Origin of the sequence: Arthrobacter sp. MYb214 (genome assembly GCF_002979865.1) — a bacterium.
Classification (GTDB): Bacteria; Actinomycetota; Actinomycetes; order Actinomycetales; family Micrococcaceae; genus Glutamicibacter.
On record NZ_PCPZ01000003.1, the window covers coordinates 283,656 to 307,076 of the forward strand.

Annotated in this window: 21 protein-coding genes and 2 riboswitches; of the genes, 11 read left to right on the forward strand and 10 right to left on the reverse strand. The window is 62.5% G+C overall.

Annotation, left to right across the window (positions count from 1 at the left end):
* Positions 1–10: 10 nt before the first annotated feature.
* The 3 genes from CQ012_RS10070 to CQ012_RS10080 are packed head-to-tail and all read left to right on the forward strand — an operon-like array spanning position 11 to position 2,840.
* Positions 11–1,303 (forward strand): sensor histidine kinase, encoded by a 1,293-nt coding sequence (locus CQ012_RS10070; protein WP_105662052.1) that lies wholly within the window; start codon positions 11–13, stop codon positions 1,301–1,303.
* Positions 1,291–1,980: a response regulator transcription factor gene (locus CQ012_RS10075; RefSeq protein ID WP_105656125.1), complete on the forward strand. Its 690-nt coding sequence runs from the start codon at positions 1,291–1,293 to the stop codon at positions 1,978–1,980. The genes CQ012_RS10070 and CQ012_RS10075 overlap by 13 nt, the downstream gene beginning before the upstream one ends.
* Positions 1,977–2,840, forward strand: a complete 864-nt coding sequence (locus tag CQ012_RS10080) for a hypothetical protein (RefSeq protein WP_105662053.1) — start codon at positions 1,977–1,979, stop codon at positions 2,838–2,840. Before CQ012_RS10075 ends, CQ012_RS10080 begins: the two co-directional genes overlap by 4 nt.
* Positions 2,841–2,926: 86 nt before the next feature.
* Here CQ012_RS10080 and CQ012_RS10085 read toward each other — a convergent pair whose 3' ends face one another.
* From CQ012_RS10085 to CQ012_RS10095, 3 genes are all read right to left on the reverse strand, one after another.
* Positions 2,927–3,754, reverse strand: coding sequence for a PspA/IM30 family protein (locus tag CQ012_RS10085; protein WP_105656123.1), 828 nt, complete (start codon positions 3,752–3,754; stop codon positions 2,927–2,929).
* Between the two features lie 84 nt (positions 3,755–3,838).
* Positions 3,839–4,558 (reverse strand): AAA family ATPase, encoded by a 720-nt coding sequence (locus CQ012_RS10090; protein WP_105656122.1) that lies wholly within the window; start codon positions 4,556–4,558, stop codon positions 3,839–3,841.
* Positions 4,559–4,669: 111 nt separating this feature from the next.
* Positions 4,670–6,568 carry an FAD-dependent monooxygenase gene (locus CQ012_RS10095; protein ID WP_105662054.1) on the reverse strand — a complete coding sequence of 633 codons (1,899 nt, stop codon included), beginning with the start codon at positions 6,566–6,568 and terminating at the stop codon, positions 4,670–4,672.
* Between the two features lie 169 nt (positions 6,569–6,737).
* Between CQ012_RS10095 and CQ012_RS10100 the strand changes: the two genes are divergently transcribed.
* Together CQ012_RS10100 and CQ012_RS10105 are read left to right on the forward strand one after the other, a co-directional pair.
* Entirely contained in the window at positions 6,738–7,403 is a 666-nt protein-coding gene (locus tag CQ012_RS10100) for an IclR family transcriptional regulator (RefSeq protein ID WP_105656120.1), read from the forward strand.
* 408 nt (positions 7,404–7,811) lie between these two features.
* Positions 7,812–8,576 (forward strand): DUF2786 domain-containing protein, encoded by a 765-nt coding sequence (locus CQ012_RS10105; protein WP_105662055.1) that lies wholly within the window; start codon positions 7,812–7,814, stop codon positions 8,574–8,576.
* Here the strand turns inward: CQ012_RS10105 and CQ012_RS10110 are convergent.
* Together CQ012_RS10110 and CQ012_RS10115 are read right to left on the reverse strand one after the other, a co-directional pair.
* Positions 8,573–9,820, reverse strand: a complete 1,248-nt coding sequence (locus CQ012_RS10110; protein ID WP_286134065.1) for a CynX/NimT family MFS transporter — start codon at positions 9,818–9,820, stop codon at positions 8,573–8,575. The two genes, CQ012_RS10105 and CQ012_RS10110, sit on opposite strands and share 4 nt — an antisense overlap.
* Before the next feature lie 115 nt (positions 9,821–9,935).
* Entirely contained in the window at positions 9,936–10,394 is a 459-nt protein-coding gene (locus CQ012_RS10115) for a GatB/YqeY domain-containing protein (RefSeq protein WP_105662056.1), read from the reverse strand.
* A gap of 109 nt (positions 10,395–10,503) precedes the next feature.
* On the opposite strand from CQ012_RS10115, the gene CQ012_RS10120 reads away from it, so the two are divergent.
* On the forward strand, positions 10,504–11,928 hold the full coding sequence (locus tag CQ012_RS10120; RefSeq protein ID WP_105662057.1) for a DUF4232 domain-containing protein: 1,425 nt from the start codon (positions 10,504–10,506) through the stop codon (positions 11,926–11,928).
* 36 nt (positions 11,929–11,964) lie between these two features.
* On the opposite strand, the gene CQ012_RS10125 is transcribed toward CQ012_RS10120, so the two are convergent.
* Complete coding sequence (locus CQ012_RS10125) at positions 11,965–13,239, reverse strand: carboxylate--amine ligase (RefSeq protein WP_105662058.1); 1,275 nt, start codon at positions 13,237–13,239, stop codon at positions 11,965–11,967.
* Between the two features lie 13 nt (positions 13,240–13,252).
* Positions 13,253–14,395: a lipid II:glycine glycyltransferase FemX gene (locus tag CQ012_RS10130; RefSeq protein WP_105656114.1), complete on the reverse strand. Its 1,143-nt coding sequence runs from the start codon at positions 14,393–14,395 to the stop codon at positions 13,253–13,255.
* A gap of 96 nt (positions 14,396–14,491) precedes the next feature.
* Here CQ012_RS10130 and CQ012_RS10135 point away from each other — a divergent pair, with 96 nt between their 5' ends.
* The 5 genes from CQ012_RS10135 (at position 14,492) to CQ012_RS10155 (ending at position 20,157) form a co-directional block, all read left to right on the forward strand.
* Positions 14,492–14,821: a metal-sensitive transcriptional regulator gene (locus CQ012_RS10135; protein WP_105656113.1), complete on the forward strand. Its 330-nt coding sequence runs from the start codon at positions 14,492–14,494 to the stop codon at positions 14,819–14,821.
* 59 nt (positions 14,822–14,880) lie between these two features.
* Positions 14,881–15,195: a heavy-metal-associated domain-containing protein gene (locus CQ012_RS10140; RefSeq protein WP_105656112.1), complete on the forward strand. Its 315-nt coding sequence runs from the start codon at positions 14,881–14,883 to the stop codon at positions 15,193–15,195.
* A gap of 56 nt (positions 15,196–15,251) precedes the next feature.
* Entirely contained in the window at positions 15,252–17,510 is a 2,259-nt protein-coding gene (locus CQ012_RS10145) for a heavy metal translocating P-type ATPase (RefSeq protein ID WP_105662059.1), read from the forward strand.
* 228 nt (positions 17,511–17,738) lie between these two features.
* Positions 17,739–17,837: riboswitch (glycine riboswitch) on the forward strand.
* A riboswitch (glycine riboswitch) is annotated at positions 17,838–17,946 on the forward strand.
* A 216-nt stretch (positions 17,947–18,162) separates the two neighbouring features.
* A complete protein-coding gene (cycA, locus tag CQ012_RS10150) occupies positions 18,163–19,665 on the forward strand; it encodes a D-serine/D-alanine/glycine transporter (RefSeq protein WP_105656110.1) in 1,503 nt (500 codons plus the stop codon).
* A gap of 168 nt (positions 19,666–19,833) precedes the next feature.
* On the forward strand, positions 19,834–20,157 hold the full coding sequence (locus tag CQ012_RS10155; protein WP_166650861.1) for a 4a-hydroxytetrahydrobiopterin dehydratase: 324 nt from the start codon (positions 19,834–19,836) through the stop codon (positions 20,155–20,157).
* On the opposite strand, the gene CQ012_RS10160 is transcribed toward CQ012_RS10155, so the two are convergent.
* The 3 genes from CQ012_RS10160 to CQ012_RS10170 all read right to left on the reverse strand — a co-directional run bounded on the left by CQ012_RS10160 (position 20,141) and on the right by CQ012_RS10170 (position 23,339).
* Entirely contained in the window at positions 20,141–21,196 is a 1,056-nt protein-coding gene (locus CQ012_RS10160) for an FUSC family protein (protein ID WP_146112946.1), read from the reverse strand. The two genes, CQ012_RS10155 and CQ012_RS10160, sit on opposite strands and share 17 nt — an antisense overlap.
* Positions 21,193–21,645 (reverse strand): MarR family winged helix-turn-helix transcriptional regulator, encoded by a 453-nt coding sequence (locus CQ012_RS10165; RefSeq protein ID WP_105662061.1) that lies wholly within the window; start codon positions 21,643–21,645, stop codon positions 21,193–21,195. The genes CQ012_RS10160 and CQ012_RS10165 overlap by 4 nt, the downstream gene beginning before the upstream one ends.
* A gap of 170 nt (positions 21,646–21,815) precedes the next feature.
* Entirely contained in the window at positions 21,816–23,339 is a 1,524-nt protein-coding gene (locus tag CQ012_RS10170; RefSeq protein ID WP_105662062.1) for a GMC family oxidoreductase, read from the reverse strand.
* Positions 23,340–23,421 lie beyond the last annotated feature (82 nt).

The window sequence follows — 23,421 nt, forward strand, 5'->3', positions numbered from 1 at the left end:
GTGTTGAGGTATGACTTCGACACCTAAGGTTCTACCGGGCACCGCACCTGCCCGTCCCCCGCTGAGATTGGGCATGACGCTGCTGCATATGGCATTGTTCGGGTCTGCCGGCCTGATCCTGTTTTCGCTGCTGCTGGCCTGGCTCTCGGTAGGCGTCGCGCTGACCCCGATCCTCGGTTTGGGCCTGGTCGTCTTGGCCGGAATGGTCTATGCGCTCTTCGGCCTGGCCCGCTTCGAGCTGACTCGAATCAGCAACCTCTACGACATGGACGTCGCTCCGCTGACCTGGCGGCCACGCCGCCGTGAAGGCTTTGGCGAATACGTCCGTTCGCTCGGACGCAATGTGTCCAACGGACGCATGTGGGCGCTGCTGGGAAGCTTGCTCTTCTCCTGCCTGGCCGGCTCGCTGATGCTCACTGCCCTGCAAATGGCCGTGCGTTCGTCCATCGTTGCCTTCGCCCCGGTCTTGCAGGCAGATAGTGCCGACCCGCTGGCAACCGTTCCCGGGCTGTGGGGCTTCCAGACCCCGGTAAGCCAGGCACCTTGGCTGGTGCTGGCGGCGCTGCTGGGAATAGCAGTGGTTATCGGCTTGGTTTTCTTGCACCGGATGGTCACCGTGGGAATCGTCGGCTCTATTGCCCGCGAGAGTGCACTGGTCGAACGCGTGCGCACCACCGCGGTGCAGCGCGAAGGAGCGGTGCGCGCCGCAGAGGTGGAGCGCACCCGCATCGAACGCGACCTGCACGATGGGGTCCAGCCCCGGCTGGTCTCCGTGGCCATGACCTTGGGGCTTGCGCACCAGCAGATCGACAGCGATCCGCGCCAGGCCAAGGAACTGGTGGCCGAAGCCCACGCTTCAACCAAGTCCGCGATTACCGAACTGCGCCAGCTCACCCGCGGAATCTACGCGTCGGTACTCGATGACCGCGGACTGGATGCGGCACTCTCGGCTATCGCAGGCCGCTCGCATATCCCGGTGGGCCTGGATATCCAGCTCAATGGGCGCTATCCGCGCGTGGCCGAAGCGGCGGTGTACTTCGCCATTGCCGAGGCGCTGACCAATGCTGCCAAGCATTCGCGGGCCCAGCGCTGCCAGATCACCGTGAGGGTCCGGGAGCATGAGGGCCAGCAAAGCCTGTGGGCCCGCATCGAGGACAACGGCACCGGCGGGGCGCTCATCACCCCCGGCGGCGGCCTGGATGGAATCAATAATCGGGTGCTCGCCGCCGGCGGCACCTTCAACCTGGACAGCCCCCAGGGCGGGCCAACTGCAGTGGAGGTGAACGTGCCATGCGCGTACTGATTTGCGAGGATTCGGTCCTTCTGCGTGAAGGGCTGGTCAGGTTGCTGGCCCACAGCGGCCACCATGTTGTCGCGGATTTGCCCGAAACCAGCGGGCTGATGGATTTCCTGGACAACTCGTCCGCCGATGATTTCCCGCAGGTCTGCATCCTGGATGTCCGCCTCCCGCCGACCTACACGGATGAAGGCATCCGTGCGGCGCTGGAACTGCGCAAGAAGTATCCAGACCTGCCGGTGCTGGTGCTCTCCCAGTACGTCGAGGAGCGCTACGCCTCGGAACTGATTTCCACCCAGTCCGGAGCGATCGGCTACCTGCTCAAGGACCGCGTTGCGGATGTCAGCGAGTTCATTGCCTCGCTGGAGCAGATTGCAGGTGGTGGAACCGTCTTGGACCAGGAAGTGGTGGCACAGCTGTTGACTCGACGCAATCACGATGACCGCATGCAGAAGCTGACCGACCGGGAACGCACAGTCCTGGCCGCACTGGCCGAAGGAAAATCCAACCAGGCGATCGCCGCGCTGCTCTTCCTCTCGGAGGCCAGCGTAGAAAAGTACATCACTTCCATCTTCCAGAAACTCGGCTTGGAAGCCGACGGAACGGGCAACCGGCGCGTGCTGGCAGCCCTGGCTCATATTGAAACCCTGGGCACCAACCGCACAGACAGGACAGGATCATGACTACCACGCAAACCATGCCGCTACCGCCAAACCCACCGGCGCCACCCAACAACGGCAAGCCGCTGAATATCATCCTCGCGGTGCTCGGCGGGCTGGTCATTCTCACCTTGGTCATCGCCACGGCACGCAGCGCCTTTGCTTCGGTCTCCCGGGAGCATTCGGTCCACGAAGCAGAGGTCTCCGGGGTGACCGCCTTGGAAGTTTCGGCGAGCTCGGGACGCTTCGATCTGGTCTTTGCGGACACCGACAAGGCAACACTTGAAGTCAAAAGCGCCAAGGCCGCGAGCTGGAAGCTGCATCGGGAGCGCAATCGGCTCATCGTCGAAGCCCCGAATGCCTGGGACAACTTCTGCTTCTTCGGCTGCGGATTCGACGACAACGAGGCAACGCTGGTGCTTCCGCAATCCATGGACAACGGAACGCTGGATGCGGACTTCGAGCTGTCCACCGGATCCTTCAACGCAGTCGGCGCCTACAAGGACCTGGTGGTTGAAGTCGGTGCCGGGGAGCTGAACCTCACCGGCAGCGCGCACACCGCCGATATCGACTTGGGCGCAGGGGAAGCAACGGTGCGCCTGGACAATGTCCGAAGCGCCCGGTTTGATATCTCGGCCGGCGAACTCATTGGCGAACTCTCGGGCACGGCGCCCAAGAGCATCGAGGGCAGTGTCAGCGCCGGCTCGCTGGAGCTGGAACTGCCCGAGGCCACCTACGACCTGCGGCAGAATACGGCCGCCGGATCCGTCGAGAACCTGCTCGCCACCGATCCGAACTCCCCTAACAAGATCACGATCGATGTCTCCGCAGGCAGTGCCACCTTGCATCCAGCAGGCACCGCCCAGGAATCGGTTGGCCGCTAGACCCGGTTCCCACGAAAAAGGCAAAGCGTCCCTTCCCGGATCAGTAGTGATCCGGGAAGGGACGCTTTGGCGCTTGTGGCTAGGACCTAGGCCTGGTTCTTCTTCAAGGCAGCCAGGCGTGCTTCGATCTCGGAAACCTGCGGTGCGCCGGCTTCGATCTGCGCTGCGCCGTCGGCTTCCTCGAGGATGTCCTGTGGGGCGTTGCTGGCCTTCAAGGCTGCCAAGCGCGCATCAACTTCGGTCTCGGCACCGAGGTCTTCCAGCTGCGCGAACTGCGCATCCAGGGAAGAGGCCGCCAGTTCCTGCGCACCGCGGACCTTGGCTTCGTCCTGGCGGATCTGCTGCTCGAAGCGGCTGATCTCGCTGGTCGGGTCGTTGATGTCCAGGGCCTTGAGGGTGTCCATCATCTGGTTCTGGGTCTTGGCATTGCGCGCGCGGGCCACCAGCTCATCGCGCTTGGCCACCAGTTCCTGGCGCTTGGTCTGCATGGTGTTCAGACCGGTCTTCAGCTTGGCCACGACATCACGCTGGGTGGTGATCGTGGATCCCAGGTTCTTGGCGCGCTTCTCGGCGTCCATCTGGCGCTGGATGGCCACCGTGGCCAGCTGGTTGAACTTCTGCTGGTTGGTGCTGTCACCGGCGGCAGAATATTCGTCAGCCTTGTTCGACGCGGCCAGCGCCTTGTTGCCCCAGTCCTTGGCTTCCTGCTGGAACTTGGCGTGGTCGTCCTCGGCCATGCGCAGGTTGCCGATGGTCTGGGCAACCGCCTGCTCGGCCTGGGCAATGTTGTTGGTGTATTCGCGAACCGACTGGTCCAGCATCTTCTTCGGATCCTCCAGAGCATCCAAAGCGGCGTTGGCGTTAGCCTTGCCGATACCGAACATTCGAGCCCAAATTGAGCGCTTCTTGGCCATAGTGCGTCCCTTCGTCTTCCGTTGCTTAAAGCTTAGGGGAATTAGCAGCGCCGCTCTAACCGAAGACCACGCTGCGTCGGCAATCTAGTCATTGAAATGGCGCAGGTACCGTCCCGGGGCATCCAGGAAAAGCCGCCAGTTCCGCACCATGTCCAACTCGTCGTAGTCCGATTCGCGGATTCCCCACTCGCCAATTTCATAGATTCTCGCCTCCGGCAAGGAAGCAAGAATTGGCGAGTGGGTGGAGAGAATCACCTGGGAACCGGAACGCAGCAGATCTGCAATATGCGAGAGCAGCATGAGGCAGCCATTGAAGGACAGCGCTGACTCGGCTTCGTCGAAGACCCACAACCCATTGACATACGATCGCTCGGTGAAGAACTCGACGAAGGATTCGCCATGGCTCTGGAAATTGTGCTTTCCGCGCGAGCCGATGGAGCCCAGATAGGCGAAGTGCCCGTGCATGGTTTCTGCGCGCAAGAACACTCCGGCCTTGGACGCACCGGCTCCGCGTTCCAATTGCAGGTGCGAGGACAACCCGGATTCGGTGGGTTGGGTCTGGTGCATGCTGTTGCGGGTTCCGCCCTCGGCATTCAGCCCAAAGGCCGCTGCAATCGCCTCGACGAGCGTTGATTTTCCCGCGCCATTTTCCCCCACCAGCACAGTCAGCTGGCCCAGTTCAAGGCCCTCGTCAAGCAGTTGCTGCACCGCCGGGATCTGGGCGGCCCAGTCGGAACGATCCATGGGTGCCTTGGGATGTTCGGTGACGCGGCGAACCGGCAGCGTGTCGAAAAGTGCGCTCATGCACCCGAGGCTACCAGCAGCGCGCGACAGCTTGGCGGCAGTTATGCAGGCTTGGCCCCTTGGCCGCACCCATGGTTCAGTCGGGTGCGGCCAAAGAGCCAAGAGGGTTTTCTAGCCGTTGGCCGGAAGCATGTTCCCGGCGAAGAACGCGGCGATCTCCTCACGCGCATCCAGCGGGAAGATCCCGGCGACGTACTGGTCCGGGCGGACCACCACGATGGCGCCGTTCTTGCTGATTTCGCGGTCGCGGAAGATGTCGCGGCCGTGGCCGGCTGCGAATACCTGGTTGATGTCGTGCAGGCCGTACGGGACCTTCAACGGCTGGAAGGCCTTGGGCACATCATGCAGCTCGACCTGCGTATAGTCCTGCTGGTAGATGGCCTTGGTATCGAAAACGGCATCCTCGTCCCCGCCCGCCGGGGTGTACAGGTTGCGCGGCGATGCCGGATCGGCGCTCCACCAAGCGGCGAAGTCGGCCATTGCGGTGCCCTCCAGTGCCGGTGCTGCCGCATCGGCGAAGGCGTAGATGCGCCAGCGTCCGTCAGCCTCGTGGAAGTGGCCCAAGTGGCGCCAGCGGTTATCAGAACGGCGGATGACCTCGGCGGACTTGAAGCGCTTGCCCACCGGGAAGCCCGGGGCCAGATCCTGGTGCTCCAGGCCGGCGGTGATCGGCGATTGGGTGTACTGCGTCATGAACCCGGCAGGGAATTCCTGGGTCTTGGTGTAGTACTTCTCCAGCTCGTCAGGGTCTTCCCAATCGTCCACCGACTTGGCCATCAGGGTGGACCATTCCTTGTCGAAGTCGATCAGGTTCTGCGCGATGACCTTGCGTTCCCCGGCGTAGGTATCCAGCAGCGCATCCGGGGCGCGGCCTTCGAGCACGGCGGCCAGCTTCCAGCCCAGGTTGAAGCCATCCTGGATGGACACGTTCATGCCCTGCCCGGCCTTGGCCGAGTGGGTGTGGCAGGCATCGCCCATGATGAAGGCACGCGCGCAGCGGGTGCCGCGCTCCTCATCGGAAACGTCGTCGAAGCCGTCGGTGATCCGGTGGGCCACCTCGTAGACCGAGAACCAGGCGACGTTCTTCACGTCCATCGTGTACGGGTGGATGATGCGGTTGGCTGTGGCCACGATTTCCTCGACCGGGGTGTTGCGGATGGCCCCGGCATCCTCGGCGGTCAGCTCGCCCAGGTCCACGTAGAAGCGGACCAGATAGCCGCCCTCGCGCGGGATAAGCAGGATATTGCCCGCGTCATGGGACTGGATGGAGCATTTGACCTGGATGTCCGGGAAGTCGGTGTTGACCATGACGTCCATGACGCCCCAGGCATGCAGGGCCGCATCGCCGTGCAGCTTGTGGCCCAGCGAGCGGCGCACCTGGCTGCGCGCGCCGTCGCCGCCAACCAGGTACTTGGCCTTCACAGTGCGCTCTTCGCCAGTACGCGGCCCCGCCACGTATTTGATGCGCGCGGACACCGGGTATTCGGCGTCCGGGTCGATCTCGCAGCCGAGGTATTCCACGCCGTAGTCCGGGGTGATTTTGCCCGGCGCGCGTTCGGCGTCACGCAGGAAGTAGTCCAGGATGCGCGACTGGTTCACGTAGATGTGCGGGAACTCGCTCATTCCGGTGGAGTCGTCGGCAGCACGCGAATGGCGCTTGATGTTCGCCGGGTTCTCGGGGTCCGGGGTCCAGAAGCACATTTCGACATTGCGGTAGGCCTCTTCGACAACCTCGTTGGCGAAGCCGAAAGCCTGGAAGGTTTCCACCGAGCGGGCCTGGATGCCGTCGGCCTGGCCGACGTCGAGCCGGCCCGGGCGCATCTCGATGGCGCGGGCGTTGATGCTCGGGAAGCGCGAGAGCTGCGCGGTCACCACGGCGGCCGCCGGACCGGTTCCAACGATCAGCACATCCATTTCATCGGGAATTTGCTCGGCGCGGTCGATGCCGTAGCCGGCCGCTTCCTTGACCCGTGGATCCCCGGAAACGTATCCCCTGTGGTGAATCTGCATAATGTGGCTCCCCTATCGCTGTGCCGCTGAACTTCATTGTCTCTATAATTGCGACACTGTTCTAACTATAGAAACAATCGTAGCTTTCACGTAGGCTGTAGGCAAGACGTGGATCACACCGGGAACAGCACGGCAGGCATCTGCGCAGGCCAGATGGAATGATTGGAACATGAGCAAAACCACCGAAGGCGGTTCGCAGACCCTGGGCCGCGGGCTAGAGGCACTGACCCTGATCGGGGAATCCGCGACGCCGCTGAGCGTCTCGGAACTCGCCGGACTGCTGGGCGTGCACCGCTCCATGGCCTACCGGCTGGTCAAGACCTTCGAGCAGTACGGTTTCGTGGAACGCAATCCTGCAGGCGAGCTCGAGTTGGGAGCCCGCCTGGGCGCGCTGGCGCGCAACGTCGCCAAGTCCCTGCAGGCCGCGGCCGCACCGCATCTGGCCACCGTCTCCGATGAGCTGCAGATGACGGCGCTGCTTGTCGTCTTCGATGGCGAGGCAGCCGTTACCCTGAGCACCGCAGAACCCCGGCTCGCCGATGCCACCGTAGCCCAGCGCCCGGGCACCCGCCATCCGATCGACAACGGCGCACCGGGACGGGTCATCCGTTCCATGCTCAATCCCCAGGAGCACCCGGCCAAGGACTTCGAATTCAGCCATGACGAAGTGATCCCGGGACTAACCTCGATTGCCGTTCCGCTGGTGCTCCCGCAGGGCAAGCCCGCGGCCATCGCCGTCATCTACCCGCCACTGGAACGCGATCGCAACCACATTGCAGCCGTGCTTACGGCCGCCTCGGCACGCATCTCGGCAAGCCTGGGCATCCGCTCGTGAGCGGTACCTGCCCGCACGCTGCGCTAGCTAGGCGGTGCAGGCCTCATTGGAGCACCCCGCATCACGCGGACGGTAGGTCTGGGTTCCTTCAACCTTCTCCCACACTATGTGGCGGTGCTGCCCGCAGCGATCGCATGAAGGAGCCAGGTACGTGGCCCGCTCTTCCATGGTGTATGCACGAAAATCACCCATCACAACCTCCGATGACCAGCCGCGAAGCGAAGTTCGCGGGCCTGCTGGACCTGCTTGGTGCCTTCACTCTACGCGCGGTTTGCACAACCGGCTAGGGTCCACTGGCGGCAGTTACCCACAGCCCCTCAAGCAGGGCTCTGCACCTCGTGGCAAACTAATGCAGAGAACCGGATATGACCGCTTCGCCACCGCCGGACCGCTAGCAAGGAAGAAGCCATGAGCACCTCTGAGCAAAAGCTGCAACGCTTGAAAGAACGCATTGCCCTATTGCTGAACAAGGCCGAGAACACCACTTTCCCGCACGAAGCGCAGGCCTTCCAGGAACATGCCGAACGGCTCATGGTGCGCTATGGCATCGGCCGTGCGGAACTGGATGCCGACTCGGCCCACCGGGGCAAGAAGAAGGAAGCCATTATCGAGGAGCACTTCGATATGCGCGGCGTCTACCGCCTGGGACAGCGCGATGGCCTGTCCGCTGTGGGCCGGGCCTTCCGCACGGTGTCCATGCTGCAAAGCAACTACTCGACCTCGTGCAGGCTGTACATCATCGGCCATGAATCGGATGTAGCTACCGTCAAGAATCTCTTCGCCTCCTTGGTTGTCCAGGCGACTGCCGCCATGGCCCACTGGTGGGCACAGGAGGGCAAGCTCTACGCGAACTGGTACACCGATTCCGAGAAAACCATTGAACGCCGCGAATTCCAGCGCAGCTTCTACCTGCAAGTCGCTTCGCGCATCGCCATCCTCTACCAGGAAGAAAGCGTGCACAGCGGCAGCGGGACCGAACTGGTCCTGGCTAGCCGCAAGGAACAGGTCGACGAATTCGTCAGCAACCAATATCCGTTCCTGCGCCGCAGCAGGAACCGCGCCGCAGCCGGAAGCGCCAATGCCTCATTGGCCGGACGGGTCGCAGGAAGCCAGGCAGATCTCGGTTTCGACAAGCACGTCGACTCAGCCGCGACCGGCGAAGTCGCCAGCTAGCGCACTTGCTCTAGTTGCGTGTCCTCGATGTAGCGCGGACGCCCGGCCATGATGCCGACCAGGGTCTGGAAAACGATCAAGCCGGCAATAAGCCACATTGGCGCAACCCATGAACCCGAAGTTTCGTGCAGCACCCCGACCAGGAACGGACCGGGGAACGCCAGCAGATAGCCCGCAGACTGGCCGAAGGTGGAGAGCTTCGAGACACCCGCGGCGGTGCGGGCCTTCAAGCCGATCATGGTCAAGGCCAGCGGGAAGTTCGACCCGCAAATGCCCAGCAGCACCGCCCACAGCACCGCTCCCTGGACCGGAGCAAGCAGCATGCCGATGATCGCGATGATGCCCACGGCACCGTTGAAGATCACCAGTGGCGCCTGGTTCGAGAATTTGGCAGCGAGCGCCGGCATCACGAAGGACAAAGGCACGCCCACACCCAGCAGGATCGCCAGCAGGGATCCAGCGAATGCCGGCGAGACTCCCAAGTCGATGAAGATCTTGGGCAGCCACCCCATGAAGATATAAGCCACGGCGGACTGCCCGCCGAAGAACAACGCCACCCACCATGCGGTGGCGTTCTTGCTCATCGGCCCGATGCCGGCCGCATCATTTGAGTTACTGGCAAGATGCTGCTGCTGGGCTGCGATTTGGTTGCGCATCCCGAAGTACACCAAAAGCCACAGCACCAGCGCCAGCAAGGCCAGAATTGCCCAGAATCCCAAGCCCACGCGCCAGTTTCCGCCGAGCATCTGATTCACCGGCACGGCGACCCCCGCAACTCCGGAAGCACCCAAGGCAACCGCCGTAGTGTAGGCGCCGGTGACAATCCCGATCTTTCCCGGGAACCAGCGCTTGACCAGTACCGGCATGAGAATGTTGCCCACCGCGATGCCTGCAAGGGCCAATGCGGTGCACAGCAGGAAGAATCCGGTCCCCGGAGCCACCGCGCGCAGGGCAATGCCCAACAGGACAGCACCCATGGCTGAGGCCACCACTAGTTCCGGTCCGCGCTTCCCGGCCAGCCGTGGCGCCAAGGGACCCAGCAGCGCGAAGCACAGTGGAGGGATGCCGGTGATCATTCCGGCCACGAAGCCATTCATCTGCAGGTCGCCAATCACCAGATCAAGCAGGGACCCCAAGGAGGTGACGGCAGGACGCAGGTTCAGCGAGGCCAGGATGATGGCAAGGATCAGCAGTGCGCCAGAGCCCTTGGACAGGGTGGCGCGGTTTTTCGGGAAGTCAGGCATGGTATCCACAGACTATCTGCTTCAAAACCCGGATCCCATCCCCGTTGCCTGGACTACGGCAACGGGCCGCCCCAAAAGTTGGACGGCCCGTGCCGAATGAAAAGTCCAGTGTTGGCTAGCCCAGTTTGGCGCGCACCATCTGGGAGACAGCCTTGCCATCGAAGCGGCCAGCGATTTCGGCGCCGACCAGCTTCATGGCCTGGCCCATGTCCTTCATGGTCAGGTCGTGATCGGCTGCAAGTTCGGCCATGATCCTCTCGACAATGTCCTGGGCTTGCGCTTCGTCAAGCATCTTGGGCAGGTACGTGGAGATGAAGGCGGCTTCGGCCAATTCGCGTTCAGCCAATTCGGTGCGGCCGTCCTTGGCGGCCAGGCCAGCAGTTTCCTCGCGGTTGCCGACTTCCTTGCGAAGCAGGTTCTCGACATCCTGGTCGTTGAGCTCGCTGGGGTTCTTTCCCGACTTCTCCTTGGTGCCGATGGCACTGAGGATATTGCGCAGGGTCGTCTTCTCCAGCTCGTTGCCGGCCTTCAGATGGGCGATGCTGTCATCGCGCAGGCGATCTTTCAAACTCATGGGAACTCGCTTTCAATACGTGTGCTTGAAATTTTACTCGCATTATCCCGTTACCGTTTTCCGGAGTACCAGCGGTCAAGCATGAGGTCGCATTTGATACAGTAGCCAGATGAATTCACTGCGCGCTGGAGCTAGCGTCATCGCACTGGCTCTTATCGCAGCCATCCTGGTGATCTGGCAGCCATGGAATTCCTGCGACGCGCCCGATGAAGTTTGCGATTTCGTTGCAGCCGTCGAGGACCGGGACGGGGTCCTTGGCGTCCAGATGTCCTCTGAGGTCATGGATCACGATGCCTTGGCCGCACCGGATCTGTCAGTTGACCTGCAATTCGTGCTCTCGGATCAGCTCGATCCTGTGCAAGCGGAAGAAATCGTGCGGGAGATGGCACAACAGATCCAGGCTGGGGCCCATGCCCTGAACTTGCGGGACATCGATCTGGCCTTTGTCGCCGGTGAACCCCAAAATGTCCCAGGCTCAAAAACAAAAACCCACCCTCTGGAAGTCTCCGACAATCTTTCGCACTTTGGAGGCGAAGAGCAAGCGAAGCCTGGTCTTCTCGGCGAGCGAGCTTCATTCGCATTCCGCCTACGCGAGCTGGGCGCGGCAAGTGCGGCTAACTACTCGGCCACGGCGCTTAGCTTGGAGCAGCTGCTGGCTCTGGGAAAATTCGCTGCACGGGCCAAGCATCCCACCGACCTGGCACTAGCAGACCGATCCGTGCGCTATTCGCCCGCGAATCGCACTGATATTCCCGAGCTCCAGCTTCTTATCGAGGCGGCCAAGCGAGGTGTCTTCGAGAACGCCAGCATTGACCATTCCGGATTGAACCTGGTCCTCGGCAACGAGGCGCCAGCAGAAGCGGAAAAGGAAACCCGCTTATGGCTGGAGAGGCATGATCCATTTGGCGAGCCCATGCCCTACACGCTGGCATCGCCTCGATACGAGGTCCTTGCTGAAGGCTGGGTTGGAAACAAGAAACCACAATGGCTGATTCCCAAGCCTGTGGTTCTTCCCGACAAGGTCAAAAGCTGGCCAGCGAATCAGCCAGCTCCGTTGTGCGCAGAGGGGGACTTGGAAATAGCCCTCGGCGCACCCGATGCAGCTGCCGGTTCACGGTACATGGCGGTCTACGCCAAGAACATTTCTGCTCGCTCGTGCGCGTTGCAGTCCTACCCGCAGATCGATTTCCTCAACGAGGCCGGCGATGCCCAGCCGGATATCGAGCTGCAGCCCGAACCGGATATCCTCCTTGAACGCGTTGCCATCCCTTCCGGCGAAGCGGTGATTTCGACGCTGGATTGGAATGCCATGTCAACGTCCCAGGATCCGGATGAAACCGTTGCCCTGGTCATCGCCGCAGCCAAGGGAATGAAACCGGTCCAGCTCGCACCCCAATACGATGGCCAGCCGACGTCCCTTGACATCCTGGACGGGGCGCAGATCGCCCAAAGCCCCTGGGTCCAGGCGCGCGACGGGTGGGCAATTCCTGGAGACGCCTTCAAACCGCAACCACCGGCCACTCCTAGGCCCTAGGCCTGGGCCTGGGCCTGGGCCTGGGCCTGGGCAAGCCTACTGGGTGCGCGGCGGGAACGCCTTGAACTTGCGGTAGTGGTTGGCCGCATTCAACAGCAGATAGAGCTTGCGGCGAGGGTTCTTCTCGGCTGCGAACTTCAACGGGTTCGAGACCTTGCCTGCCTTGAGCAGTGCTTCTGCCTTGCGGCCGGTTCCGCTGTCCAGGAAGCGGCGCAGCAAGTGGTGCGGCAGCACGGTGAATAGCCGCTGGCGCGACAGCTGCAAGACACCTGTGCCGGTGTCCACCACCGCGTCGGTTTCCGGGTTCGACTGATCGAACTGCGCGCCGAGGAACTCGGTGACATAGAAACGGGCCGGGTTCACCCCGGCTGCGGTCAGGTAGAAGTGGTTGCGGCCCAGGCGCGGGTTGATCTCGAAGAATTTGATCTGGCCATCGCGGTGATCGTATTTGGCATCGATCATGGCAATTCCGCGCCAGCCCAGTTCTTCGAGCATGCGCGCGCCATCGGCGGCCATCGCATCGTTGCGACCGCTGACAATGGCGGCCGAATTGCCCAGCACCAGCGGGGCATGCTCCTCGATCACCACTTCGCCGTAGCCGGCGAAGATGACCTTTTCTTCCTGGGTGGCGAAGTAGGTGCACAGGCGCATCGCGTCATCTCCACCCGGAATGTACTCCTGGAAGATGTAGCCCGAGTCGTAGCCGCTGCCATCGATTCTGGAAGCCAGGGCTTCGAGGTCGGCGCGGCTGTCGATGGTGTGGATTTTCTGCTTGCCCTCGAACTTGGCGGCGATCCAATCCGCGGAGCTCGATGGCTTGCCGATGACCGGGTAGTCGAAGGAACCTACAAGCGAATCCAGCGGGGTTCCCGGGTAATACACGGCGGTGCGCGGATGGGCGATGCCCAATTTTTCGGCGAGCGCGTAGAAGTTCTCTTTCAGTGCCGCACCCTCGATGGTTTCCAGCTGGGGGTACGGGATGACGTACTGTTCCTCAAGCTGCTCACGGTTCTTGGCGATCAGCATGATGTGGAAGTCCAGGGAGCCGAAAAGCATCAGCGGCCGATCCGCCGCGGCCTTCAGCTCATCGGCCAGCTCGACCAGGGCCGCGACTACGCGTCCCTCGTCGGCCATGGAACCGATGGGGCGCAGTTCGATGGCTACCGAGTGCTCGATGACGCCGTTGCCGGCAGCCGGCAGAACCACCGAGCGCACCCCGTAGGCCTCGTAGAATTCGCGCGCCAAGGTGTAGGTGCCGATGTCCCCGCCGAGGATGACCGGGACAAATGGCTGGGTTGGATCGATTGCCAAAGTGGTGTTTTCCCTACTTCTTGCGCCAGTTCATGTATTTTTCGAAGGCCCACGCCAGGGGCTTGTTCAGCGCCAGGTCCCACTCGCCGTTGGTCTGCACGATGTCGCAGCCGGTGTTGGTCTTGAACTTGGTCAGCCCCGAGAGGTGGTGCTCCTTGTCCAGGGTCGCGCTCACGCCGCCCTGGTCCAGATAGCGGCAACCTGCCTCGATGGAATCGATGACCATGTGCTGCATGATCGCCTTCGGCGCGAACAGCTTGCGCTGCTCCGAGGAGGAAGCGCCGTACAGGTACCAGGCCAGGTTCGAGGAACGGATGACAATGGATGCGGCCAGGTCCACGCCTTCATTGCTGGCGATGTACAGGGTGCAGGAGCCCGGCACCGCTTCGTTGAGCACGGTGTGCATCTTCTCGAAGTAGCCCAGCGGGCGGCCGGTGAAGTCCTGGCGGTCCGCGGTGTGGTTGTACAGGGCATGGAAGCGGGCCATGTCCTTGGTCTGGCCAACTTCGATTTCCAGGGTGCTTTTCAGCGCCTTGCGGGTCTCGTTGCGGGTGGTCGCCGAGTAGCTGGCCATGACCTGGTCCACGTCCAGCTGGTTGCCGTCATCATCTTGCAACGCCACGCGGGCCACGAATTCCGGCTGGCCCGCAGCGAAGTCCAGTCCCACATCTTCTTTGGAGAAGCCCATTTCCAGCAAGGCGTCATTCAGCGCTAGCGCGGTGCCTGAGGTGCTCTGGGTTTCAAGGTCAGCGAGCTGGGTGAACCCTTCCTTGCCCAGGTTCTTGCGCACCGCGGCGGCACCCCAGGTGCGCACGGCCAGTCCCGGGCCCATCTTCAGCTGGAATGCGCCACGATTCTTCAGGTAGGCGGCCAGCGGCTGGATTACCTGTCCAGGAGCATAGGTGCCGAAGTCGATGACCGGGCCATCGGGGATGTAGGCGAGGGTCTTCTTGATGACCGGGGCTGCACGATGCAGCACCAGTGCCGCGCCTACCAGCTCGTCTTCCTCGAACCAGCCGAGGGATTCACCGCGCCAGCCGCCCTTGACCTGGGCCCATTCGGGACGCTGCAGGAAGCTGACGTCTTGGGCGGTCTCAAGGAATGATGAGTGCTCGGTGCCGGAAATCGGACGCACATGAAGTTCGTTGTGGCTCACGGGTGAAATCCTACCGTGCTTCCCTCTCCGGCTGGGGGATGCTGGATACCCCCAGGGGGTACTTGACTTAATACCCCTAGGGGGTATGATCGTTATATGGATACCAACCACACGCCACATGAAACAGCTGAGCACCACGGCTATCACGCGGATAAAAGCGCCTTGGAACGACGCCTGAAGCGCATTGAAGGCCAGGTGCGCGGAGTGGCCAAGATGGTAGATGAAGACAAGTACTGCATCGACATCCTGACCCAGATCTCCGCTATCAACGCGGCATTGCACAAGGTCAGCGTGCAGCTGATCGATGACCATATCGGCCATTGCGTGGTTGATGCGGCCAAGTCATCCATCGAGACGGGTGATCCATCCATCGTGCAAGACAAAATCGCCGAGGCCACGGCCGCCATCTCCCGTTTGGTGCGCTGAGCGCGCCCCAACGGACCCATTTCCAATTCACACAGAATTCATCGAAAGAGAGCAAGATCATGAGCCACAACTGCAATTGCGGATGCTCCTCGGAAAAGAACTCCAACCAGGGCCTGCAGATCATTCCCCGCGAGCAGAGCACCCCGCTGACTAGCCATGTGGAAATCAAGATCTCCGGCATGACCTGCGGCCACTGCGTATCCTCTGTCACCGAGGAGCTCAAGGAGCTTGATGGGGTGCAAGAGGTGGAAGTGTTCCTCGATGCGAAGGGCGTGTCCACCGCCAACGTCACCACCAGCGCAACCGTAAGCGAAGAGAGCATTCGCAATGCCATCGACGAGGCTGGTTACACCGTCGAAGCAATTAACGCCTAGCCGCAAAAAAGCCAGGCACCAAGCCACAACGGCAAGAAAGTGCAAGGTCGTAAATCATGACTTCCCATGCCCCGCATGAAACAATCCCCGAATTGCGCACCGTCGATCTGGACATCCAGGGAATGACCTGCGCCTCGTGCGTGAATCGGGTGGAACGCAAACTCGGCAAGCTGCCCGGTGTCAGCGCGACGGTGAACCTGCCCCTGGAAACCGCCAAGGTCCAGGTCCCAGCCGATGTCACCGATGAAGCACTGATCGATACGGTGCACGCCGCCGGCTATACCGCTTCCCTCAAGCACCCGCCCAAACCCGCCAGTTCGGATCACCAGGGACACGGGGAGCATGATCACGGCGGGCACGAGCACATGGTGCCCAACCACCTGCTGCGCCGCCTGCTGGTCTCCGCGATCTTCACCATTCCGCTGTTCATCATTTCCATGATTCCCGCAGCGCAGTTCCCGCATTGGGGTTGGGTCGCCTTCGCGCTGGCCACTCCCGTGGTCTTCTACGGCGCCTGGCCTTTCCACAAGGCAGCGGCCGTCAACGCACGGCACCTGGCCTCGACCATGGACACTCTGGTTTCCCTCGGTGTGCTCGCGGCCTACTTCTTCTCTGCAGTGCAGCTGATCCTCGATCCGCAGCTGACCGCCCATATCGGCATGTCCATGTCCGAGCATGCGCTCTACTTTGAAACTGCCGGCGTCGTAGCCACCTTGCTGCTGCTGGGCCGTTTCCTGGAGCACCGCGCCAAGTCCTCGGCATCCGATGCGCTGAAGTCCTTGCTGAACCTGGGCGCCAAGGATGCAGTGGTGCTTCGCGACGGCGCGGAAGTGAAAATCCCGGCCGGGCAGGTGCAGGTCGGGGACCATTTAGTGGTGCGCCCCGGCGAGAAGATCGCTACTGACGGCGTGGTCATTGACGGCGCCAGCGCGGTAGACACCTCGCTGCTTACGGGCGAATCGGTCCCGCAGAAGGCCGGGCCCGGCGATGAAGTCACCGGCGCGACCTTGAATGCCTCAGGCCGGCTGGTGATCGAAGCTACCCGCGTTGGCGCGGACACCACCTTGGCCCAGATGGGCAAGCTGGTCTCCGAAGCCCAATCGGGCAAGGCGCCCATTGCCCGCCTGGCTGACCGGATATCCTCCGTCTTCGTGCCTATCGTACTGGCCATTGCGCTGCTCACGTTCGTGACCTGGTTCTTTGCCAGCGGCGATCCCTACCAGGCGTTCACCGCTGCGGTCGCCGTGCTGGTCATCGCCTGCCCCTGCGCATTGGGCCTGGCGACCCCGATCGGCTTGCTGGTCGGTACCGGCCGCGGCGCGCAGCTGGGCATCCTGATCCGCGGCCCGCAGGTCCTGGAAGATACCCGCAAACTGGACACCATCGTGCTGGACAAGACCGGCACCGTGACCACCGGGGTCATGGCCCATCAGGGCACCGAGGCCATCGACGGAGTCGATCCCGATGAGGTCCTGGCCTTGGCCGGTGCCGTGGAACACCATTCCGAGCATCCGATCGCCCAGGCCATCGCCAAGGCCGCAGCCGGCTTGGGCACGCTGCCCGAAGCCAGCGACTTCGATTCCGATCCGGGCGGCGGCGTGGTCGGCACGGTCAACGGGCATCGCGTTGCCGTAGGCCGCTCCAGCTGGCTCGAAGCCCAGGGCGCGTCCTTGGATGACTCCGCCAAGGCCATGCTCGCGCAAGCCGAGCAGGCCGGCGCGACCGCCATCCTGGTCGCGGTGGACCAGCGGTTCCAGGCAGTGATCTCGGTGGCGGACAAGATCAAGGACAGCTCCGCAAAAGCTATTGCCGAACTCCAGGAGCGCGGCCTGCGCGTGGTGCTGCTGACCGGCGACAACCAGTCGGTGGCTACCGAGGTTGCCGCCCAGGTAGGCATCAAGGCCGAGGACGTATTCGCCGGGGTGTTCCCTGCCGGCAAGGCCCAGGCGATCACCTCATTGCAAGAGCAGGGCAAGGTCGTGGCCATGGTGGGCGATGGCGTGAATGACGCGCCAGCACTGGCGCAGGCCGACCTCGGCATCGCCATGGGCTCGGGCACCGATGTGGCCATCGAAGCCGCGGACATCACCCTGATGGGTAACGACCTGCATCAGGTCACGCAGGCCATCGACCTGTCGGCCCGAACCCTGTCCACCATCAAGATGAACCTGTTCTGGGCTTTCGCCTACAACACTGCCGGCATTCCGATTGCGGCCCTGGGCTTGCTGAACCCGATGATCGCCGGAGCGGCCATGGCAGCCAGCTCGGTGCTGGTGGTACTGAACTCGCTGCGGCTGCGACGGTTCGGGAAGTAGCCCTCCGTACCTCCCCACGCGGGGCATCGGTTGAACCGATGCCCCGTTTTGCCGCATCCATGCCCTTGCTTCCCGAATCATTACGAAGCGGAGAATCCCCCATTTCGCCAGCCACTTTCCACGATTGGCGTGGCCAAGCGGTTATCCGGGGCCCGAAGTGTGAAATTGCGACTTGCACCACGTTCATTTTTCTGCGCATACTGTGATGGCAATCACCACATATGCCGTTGATGCGTGGCGGGAGAGATCCGCTCACACCATGGGCGGGCGCCGTAGGAGCAATTTCCTCCCCGGGAAACTCTCAGGCACCTGTACCGCTACGAACAGGCACCTCTGGAAAGCAGCCCAGGTTCGTCCGGGCTCACCGAAGGAGCAAGCTTCACCCAGTATTCGGGTGGAAGTGAAAACTCTCAGGTTGTAATACAGATTGGGGAGGGACCAAGAACAGTGCCGCACCGAGCGCACCAGTTTCGAGGGACTCCCCGTGGCATTCGCAGCAACTGCTCTGAGCGCAGCATGCCGCGCAATGCCCAGCTGGAATCCTTCCTAGTCGGATGCGTTCTTCAAAGCGAGCAGCTGCTCTCCAAGCCTTCAGGGCTTGGGGGCAGGAGCGCTTCGAGGCGTCACACCACACTCCTGGAAGGCAATCAGCATGAGTACCACCAGTTCTGGCCCCGCACTCGAACGAGGGCTCTCCAATCGTCACATCCAGCTGATCGCCATTGGCGGCGCCATCGGCACCGGCTTGTTCATGGGCTCCGGCAAGACCATCTCGGTAGCCGGCCCGTCGGTCATCTTCGTCTACATGATCATTGGCTTCATGCTGTTCTTCGTCATGCGCGCCATGGGCGAACTGCTGTTGAGCAACCTGAACTACAAGAGCTTCGCCGACTTCGCCGGCGACCTGTTAGGCCCTTGGGCCGCATTCTTTACCGGCTGGACCTACTGGTTCTGCTGGGTTGTCACCGGCATCGCCGACGTCGTGGCCATCGCCCATTATGTCGCCTTCTGGTGGGGCGATTTGCCGCTATGGATCCCGGCACTAGCCTGTATCGTGCTGCTGCTGGTTCTGAATCTGGCGACAGTGAAGGCTTTTGGCGAAACCGAATTCTGGTTCTCGCTGATCAAGATCGTCGCCATCGGCGCACTGATCGTGGTTGGCCTGGTTATGGTGATCACCGGTTTCGAGCACAACGGTGCTTCTTCATCCTTCGCTAACCTGTGGAACGACGGCGGCATGTTCCCGACCGGCTTCATGGGCTTCGTAGCCGGTTTCCAGATCGCGGTCTTCGCCTTCGTTGGCATTGAGCTGGTTGGCACCACCGCGGCGGAAACCAAGGACCCCGAAAAGACCCTGCCCAAGGCAATCAACTCGATTCCTGTCCGCATCCTGTTCTTCTACGTTGGCGCGCTGATCATCCTGATGGCCGTGACCCCCTGGGATCTGTTCTCCGCTGCGCAATCGCCATTCGTGGGCATGTTCGCCCTGGCCGGTCTGGCTGGCGCCGCTGGCATCATCAACTTCGTGGTCCTTACCTCGGCGGCTTCGAGCGCCAACTCGGGTATCTACTCGACCTCCCGCATGCTCCGTGGCCTGTCCATGGAAGGCGATGCACCGAAGACGTTCACCAAGCTGTCAGGCCGCAAGGTTCCGCGCAACGCCCTGATGTTCTCCTGCATGTTCCTGCTGGCCGGCGTCGCACTGCTCTACGGCGGCGATTCGGTCATGGGAGCATTTACACTGGTCACCACCGTCTCGGCCCTGTGCTTCATGTTCGTCTGGACCATCATCCTGCTCAGCTACCTGGTCTTCCGTGCTCGTCGCCCGCACCTGCACGACGCATCGAAGTTCAAGGTCCCTGGCGGCAGCTTCATGCCATATGTTGTGCTGGCATTCTTCGGCTTCATCTTGTGGGCCCTGACCACCCAGACCGATACCCTCATGGCTATGGCCATTACCCCGATCTGGTTCCTGATCCTGGCTGCAGGCTACCTGGTCATCCGCCGCAACCCCCAGCACCAGGCACTGCGCGCCGCGCACCTGGCCAAGGTGGCGCACGAACGCTATGAGGCCTCCGCCTACCGTGATGCGGAATCCTTCGCCAAGCGCGAAGCGGAAACCGCCGCACAGGTTGCCGAGGACATCCGCCAGTAGCCCGAGCACTTGACAGCTCTCTCAGCCGGGCCCCGGCATCACCAGATGCCGGGGCCTAACTGCATAGTCGCTGGGATCGCTACCGCAATAGCCGGGGTCGATGCGATCATGATGGCAGGCAGCAACCACTTGCATAGTCCGACCCGCTGCCGCTTGGAGGAGAGAACCATGGCATCAACCGGTCCGTTACCGCGCTTCGAATTCGATCAGAGGCTGGGCGCCTTGCCTGATTGGAAGCGTGATGACTTGGGTTTGCGGGCCGCTTACCGTTTCGATTGCGCGAGCACGGCCTTGCAGTTCATTGTCCAGGTAGGCCTGCGCGCCGAGCAGGACAACCGGCATCCGCACCTGGAGTGGCGGGTTACCATCGTCGAGCTGCGCCTAACGCACAACCAGCCCGAGCATCTGGGAACACTGGACCTGGAATTAGCCCGCCATATCTCCATCGAGGCCGGCAAGCTCGAAGCGCAGGTTGTCACCGAGCACTGGTAGCCCCCGGCGTTCGGCCTTGGCGGCGGCGGGCCACCAGCAGCGAAATGGCGATGCTCTGCACCGCACCCACCAAAGCGCCCAGCGCCGTCATGGAAATGCGGTCGATGAGCAGGGACGCGGCCGGTTCAGGGCTGACCAGGTGGACCATGAGCAGTGCGGTGACCGTCATGAATGCCATCCCCACCGCATAGTTGCGCAGAATCACCAGCTCGATGACGAACTGCGAGGCCAGCGCAGCGGCCAGGATTACCCAGACCGGGGAATCGAAGGCAAAAACTATTGCGGTCAGCGCTACGCCAATGCAGGTGCCTGCGCAGCGCTGCAGCCCGCGGGCTACCCGCGCATAGGCATCAGCGCCGGTGACTGCGGCGATCGCGCCGAGACTGGCCCAGTACCAGTGGCCGTCGCTGAGCAGATGCCCTGCGATTCCCGCCAGCAGCACGCCCGTGCCCATTTGGAGCGATTGGGCCATGGCCCGGCGCGAGGGCGACCAGGCGTATCCGGAGCGCAGGGTATGAAGCAGGTTGGCTTTGCGCATCGACAGGCCAAGCATCAGCAGCATGCTGAAGGCCATTGTTCCGCCGCCGGCCAGCAGCACCCCGGTGAAGCTTTGCGAAGTGGCCGGGATGCCCAGGCAGGCGCCGCCGGCGAAGACCGCGAAGACCGGTCCCGGCGGCATCCAGCGCGTGGCATGGGAGACGTAGTTGGCGCCAAAACCAATGAATGCCAGCACGAGCACGCGTACCGGGAACGGTGCCTCGATGAGCGAAAAATAGGTGCCCAGCAGCATTGCGGCCAGTTGCACGATACCTGCCGAGAGCTGCTGCCAGAAACGCGGCGCGTACGCGTCGAAACGGCCGAAGACCGCGCAGAAGGCGCCGAACGCTGCATACATTGCCCAGTCAAGGCGGCCAAGGCCGGCCAACAGGATCAGCGGCGCGGCCAGGCTGATCGTCGCCTTGGCTGCCGGGATGAGCGACGGGCGGTGAGGGGCCACGACGACGCTGCGCTGCACTATTTCTTCTAAGTGGCGCTTCACTGGCGTGCCTCGCCGTCCTGCGTAGCGACCAGCTGCAGCAAGGCGCGCAGCTGCTCCCGCTGCGGCTCATCCAATGCGCCGAAGACCTTGGCTTCGTTATGCGAGGCAGCCTCCATCGCCCGGGCAGCGAATTTCCGGCCCTCGGGAGTCAGCGTGATGACGTTGCGGCGGCGGTCCTCCGGATCAACTTCGCGTTCCAGGATCCCACGGCTCGACAGCTGATCGAGGTAGGCCACCAGATGGCCGCGGTTCACATTCGAGCGATCTGCCAAGTCGTTCTGGGAGATGCCGCCGAACTCCTCCAGCGCGCAGATGATGGTGAAATGATGCCGGGACAAGGACTCGGATTCCATCAGCTCGGTGAGCTCCTGGGTGCCGATGCGTCCGGCTCGGGCGGTGAGATAGCTCAGCGAGTTCCATTGGAACTGCGGAATCCGGTGTTCGTTCATCCCTTCAAAATATCATTTCAGCTTGAAACGATTTCGCCCTGAAGCAGTTTATTCGATGTATCTCACACGCAGCTGGCGCGCGTTCCATCGCCAGCTGCGGTCCACGGAATCATCGTCTCTTGGAATGTGAGGGCTTGTTCTCCTTGGCCGCCGCCATAGTGCGCCGCCTGTCAGAGCCGAAGATCCGCTACCAGGAACTTGGCTCCCAGCTCGCCGATGAGGATGGCCGGGGCATTGGTGTTTCCGGTGGTGATCTTGGGCATGATCGAGGCATCGATGACGCGCAGCCCTTCCAAGCCGCGTACCCGCAGCTGCGGATCCACCACGGCCTGCGCATCCGTGCCCATGCGGCAGGTACCCACCTGGTGGTGGTAGGTCACTACGTTGTTCCGAATGTAATCCTCCAGCTGCTCATCGCCGCGTATTTCTTCGCCCGGGTAGATTTCCCTCGCTCCCCAGTCCCCGGCCAAGGCATCTTGCTCCACCATCGCGCGGCATTGCTTCATCGATACCAGGAATGCCTGCATATCCCGCGGATCATCCAGCGCATTCAAATCGATGTTCACCGGGTCATCCAGGCCGGGCCCGCCCAGGGTGATTTCTCCGCGGCTGTGCGGGGTGACGATCCCGGAGTGCAAGGTGAAGGCAGTGCCGTCGACCGGTTCCATGCCCGGGGAGTACATGGGCACGGCGAAGAAGATCGGCTGGGTGTCCGGGCGATCCAGGCCCTCGCGGGATCGGGTGAACATGTGCGATTGCGAGACGGAGACCCCGGCACGCGGGGCGGGTATCGCGCGGGTGGTGGTTTCGGCAATCACCGGTGCCAGCAGGTGGTCATGCAGGTTCTTTCCGACCTGATCCAGCTCATGCAGCGGCATGACGCCCGCGGCTTCGAGCTCGGCCACCGGGCCGATGCCTGAGCGCAACAGGATTTGCGGGGATCCCAGGGCACCGGCGCTGAGCACCACCTCATCCGCGCGCAGCTCCTGCAGCTGCCCGCCGATCCGATAGCGCACGCCTACAGCGGATCCGGATTCGAGGATCACCGAATGCACCTCGGCGTCCGTGATGATTTCCATGCACTCGCGCACCGGCTTCAGATAGGCCTTCCAGGTGTTGATGCGTTCGCCGCCAGCAACGTTGATCTGCTCCTTGGAAACGCCTTCCAGCTGCTCGCCGTTGTAGTCGGGATTGAATCCGATTCCGGACTGCACCGCGGCGTCGATAATCGACTGGTGGATCTCATCCAGCTCGTAGTCGTTGTCCACCGGCACCAGCCCATCGCTGCCGTGGAATTCGCTGGCGCCGCCAGAGAAGTTCTCGATTTCCTTGTAGATCGGCAGGACATTCTTCCAGGCCCACTGCTCGCCGCAGTCCTTGGCCCAGTCATCGAAATCCTGCGGGGCGCAGCGCACCCAGATGGTCGCATTCAGCGCGTGGGAACCGCCGAGCACCTTGCCCCGTGGCAGGTGCATCGGCTTGTTCGCTGCCCCGGCCATCGGGACGGTGTGGTAATCCCAGTCGTCCTTGCTATGCCACAGCTCGCCCATGCGCGAGAGGTCGTGGATGGCAGGGTTGGTGTCCTCGGAGCCAGCTTCGAACAAGGTCACCCGCGCCCCGGCATCCACGAGCCGGCGCGCGACCACCGAGCCAGCCGAACCTGCGCCTACGACTATGACCGACTTGCTGCCCATGGGTATTCCTCCAGCTAGGATGCCTGCGAAACTTGTTTCTCCCAGCCTGTACAGGCCAGCGGGTTTTCCCTTGGCATCCGGC

Bases quoted from the DNA above. Each gene is read 5' to 3' on its own strand.
- CQ012_RS10085 (WP_105656123.1), bottom strand. From the start codon at position 3,754: ATGGCCAAGAAGCGCTCAATTTGGGCTCGAATGTTCGGTATCGGCAAG.
- CQ012_RS10080 (WP_105662053.1), top strand. From the start codon at position 1,977: ATGACTACCACGCAAACCATGCCGCTACCGCCAAACCCACCGGCGCCA.
- CQ012_RS10110 (WP_286134065.1), bottom strand. From the start codon at position 9,820: ATGCCTGACTTCCCGAAAAACCGCGCCACCCTGTCCAAGGGCTCTGGC.
- CQ012_RS10170 (WP_105662062.1), bottom strand. From the start codon at position 23,339: ATGGGCAGCAAGTCGGTCATAGTCGTAGGCGCAGGTTCGGCTGGCTCG.
- CQ012_RS10135 (WP_105656113.1), top strand. From the start codon at position 14,492: ATGGATACCAACCACACGCCACATGAAACAGCTGAGCACCACGGCTAT.
- CQ012_RS10095 (WP_105662054.1), bottom strand. From the start codon at position 6,568: ATGCAGATTCACCACAGGGGATACGTTTCCGGGGATCCACGGGTCAAG.
- CQ012_RS10070 (WP_105662052.1), top strand. From the start codon at position 11: ATGACTTCGACACCTAAGGTTCTACCGGGCACCGCACCTGCCCGTCCC.
- CQ012_RS10115 (WP_105662056.1), bottom strand. From the start codon at position 10,394: ATGAGTTTGAAAGATCGCCTGCGCGATGACAGCATCGCCCATCTGAAG.
- CQ012_RS10105 (WP_105662055.1), top strand. From the start codon at position 7,812: ATGAGCACCTCTGAGCAAAAGCTGCAACGCTTGAAAGAACGCATTGCC.
- CQ012_RS10120 (WP_105662057.1), top strand. From the start codon at position 10,504: ATGAATTCACTGCGCGCTGGAGCTAGCGTCATCGCACTGGCTCTTATC.
- CQ012_RS10140 (WP_105656112.1), top strand. From the start codon at position 14,881: ATGAGCCACAACTGCAATTGCGGATGCTCCTCGGAAAAGAACTCCAAC.
- CQ012_RS10100 (WP_105656120.1), top strand. From the start codon at position 6,738: ATGAGCAAAACCACCGAAGGCGGTTCGCAGACCCTGGGCCGCGGGCTA.
- CQ012_RS10090 (WP_105656122.1), bottom strand. From the start codon at position 4,558: ATGAGCGCACTTTTCGACACGCTGCCGGTTCGCCGCGTCACCGAACAT.
- CQ012_RS10155 (WP_166650861.1), top strand. From the start codon at position 19,834: ATGGCATCAACCGGTCCGTTACCGCGCTTCGAATTCGATCAGAGGCTG.
- CQ012_RS10165 (WP_105662061.1), bottom strand. From the start codon at position 21,645: ATGAACGAACACCGGATTCCGCAGTTCCAATGGAACTCGCTGAGCTAT.
- CQ012_RS10075 (WP_105656125.1), top strand. From the start codon at position 1,291: ATGCGCGTACTGATTTGCGAGGATTCGGTCCTTCTGCGTGAAGGGCTG.
- CQ012_RS10145 (WP_105662059.1), top strand. From the start codon at position 15,252: ATGACTTCCCATGCCCCGCATGAAACAATCCCCGAATTGCGCACCGTC.
- cycA (WP_105656110.1), top strand. From the start codon at position 18,163: ATGAGTACCACCAGTTCTGGCCCCGCACTCGAACGAGGGCTCTCCAAT.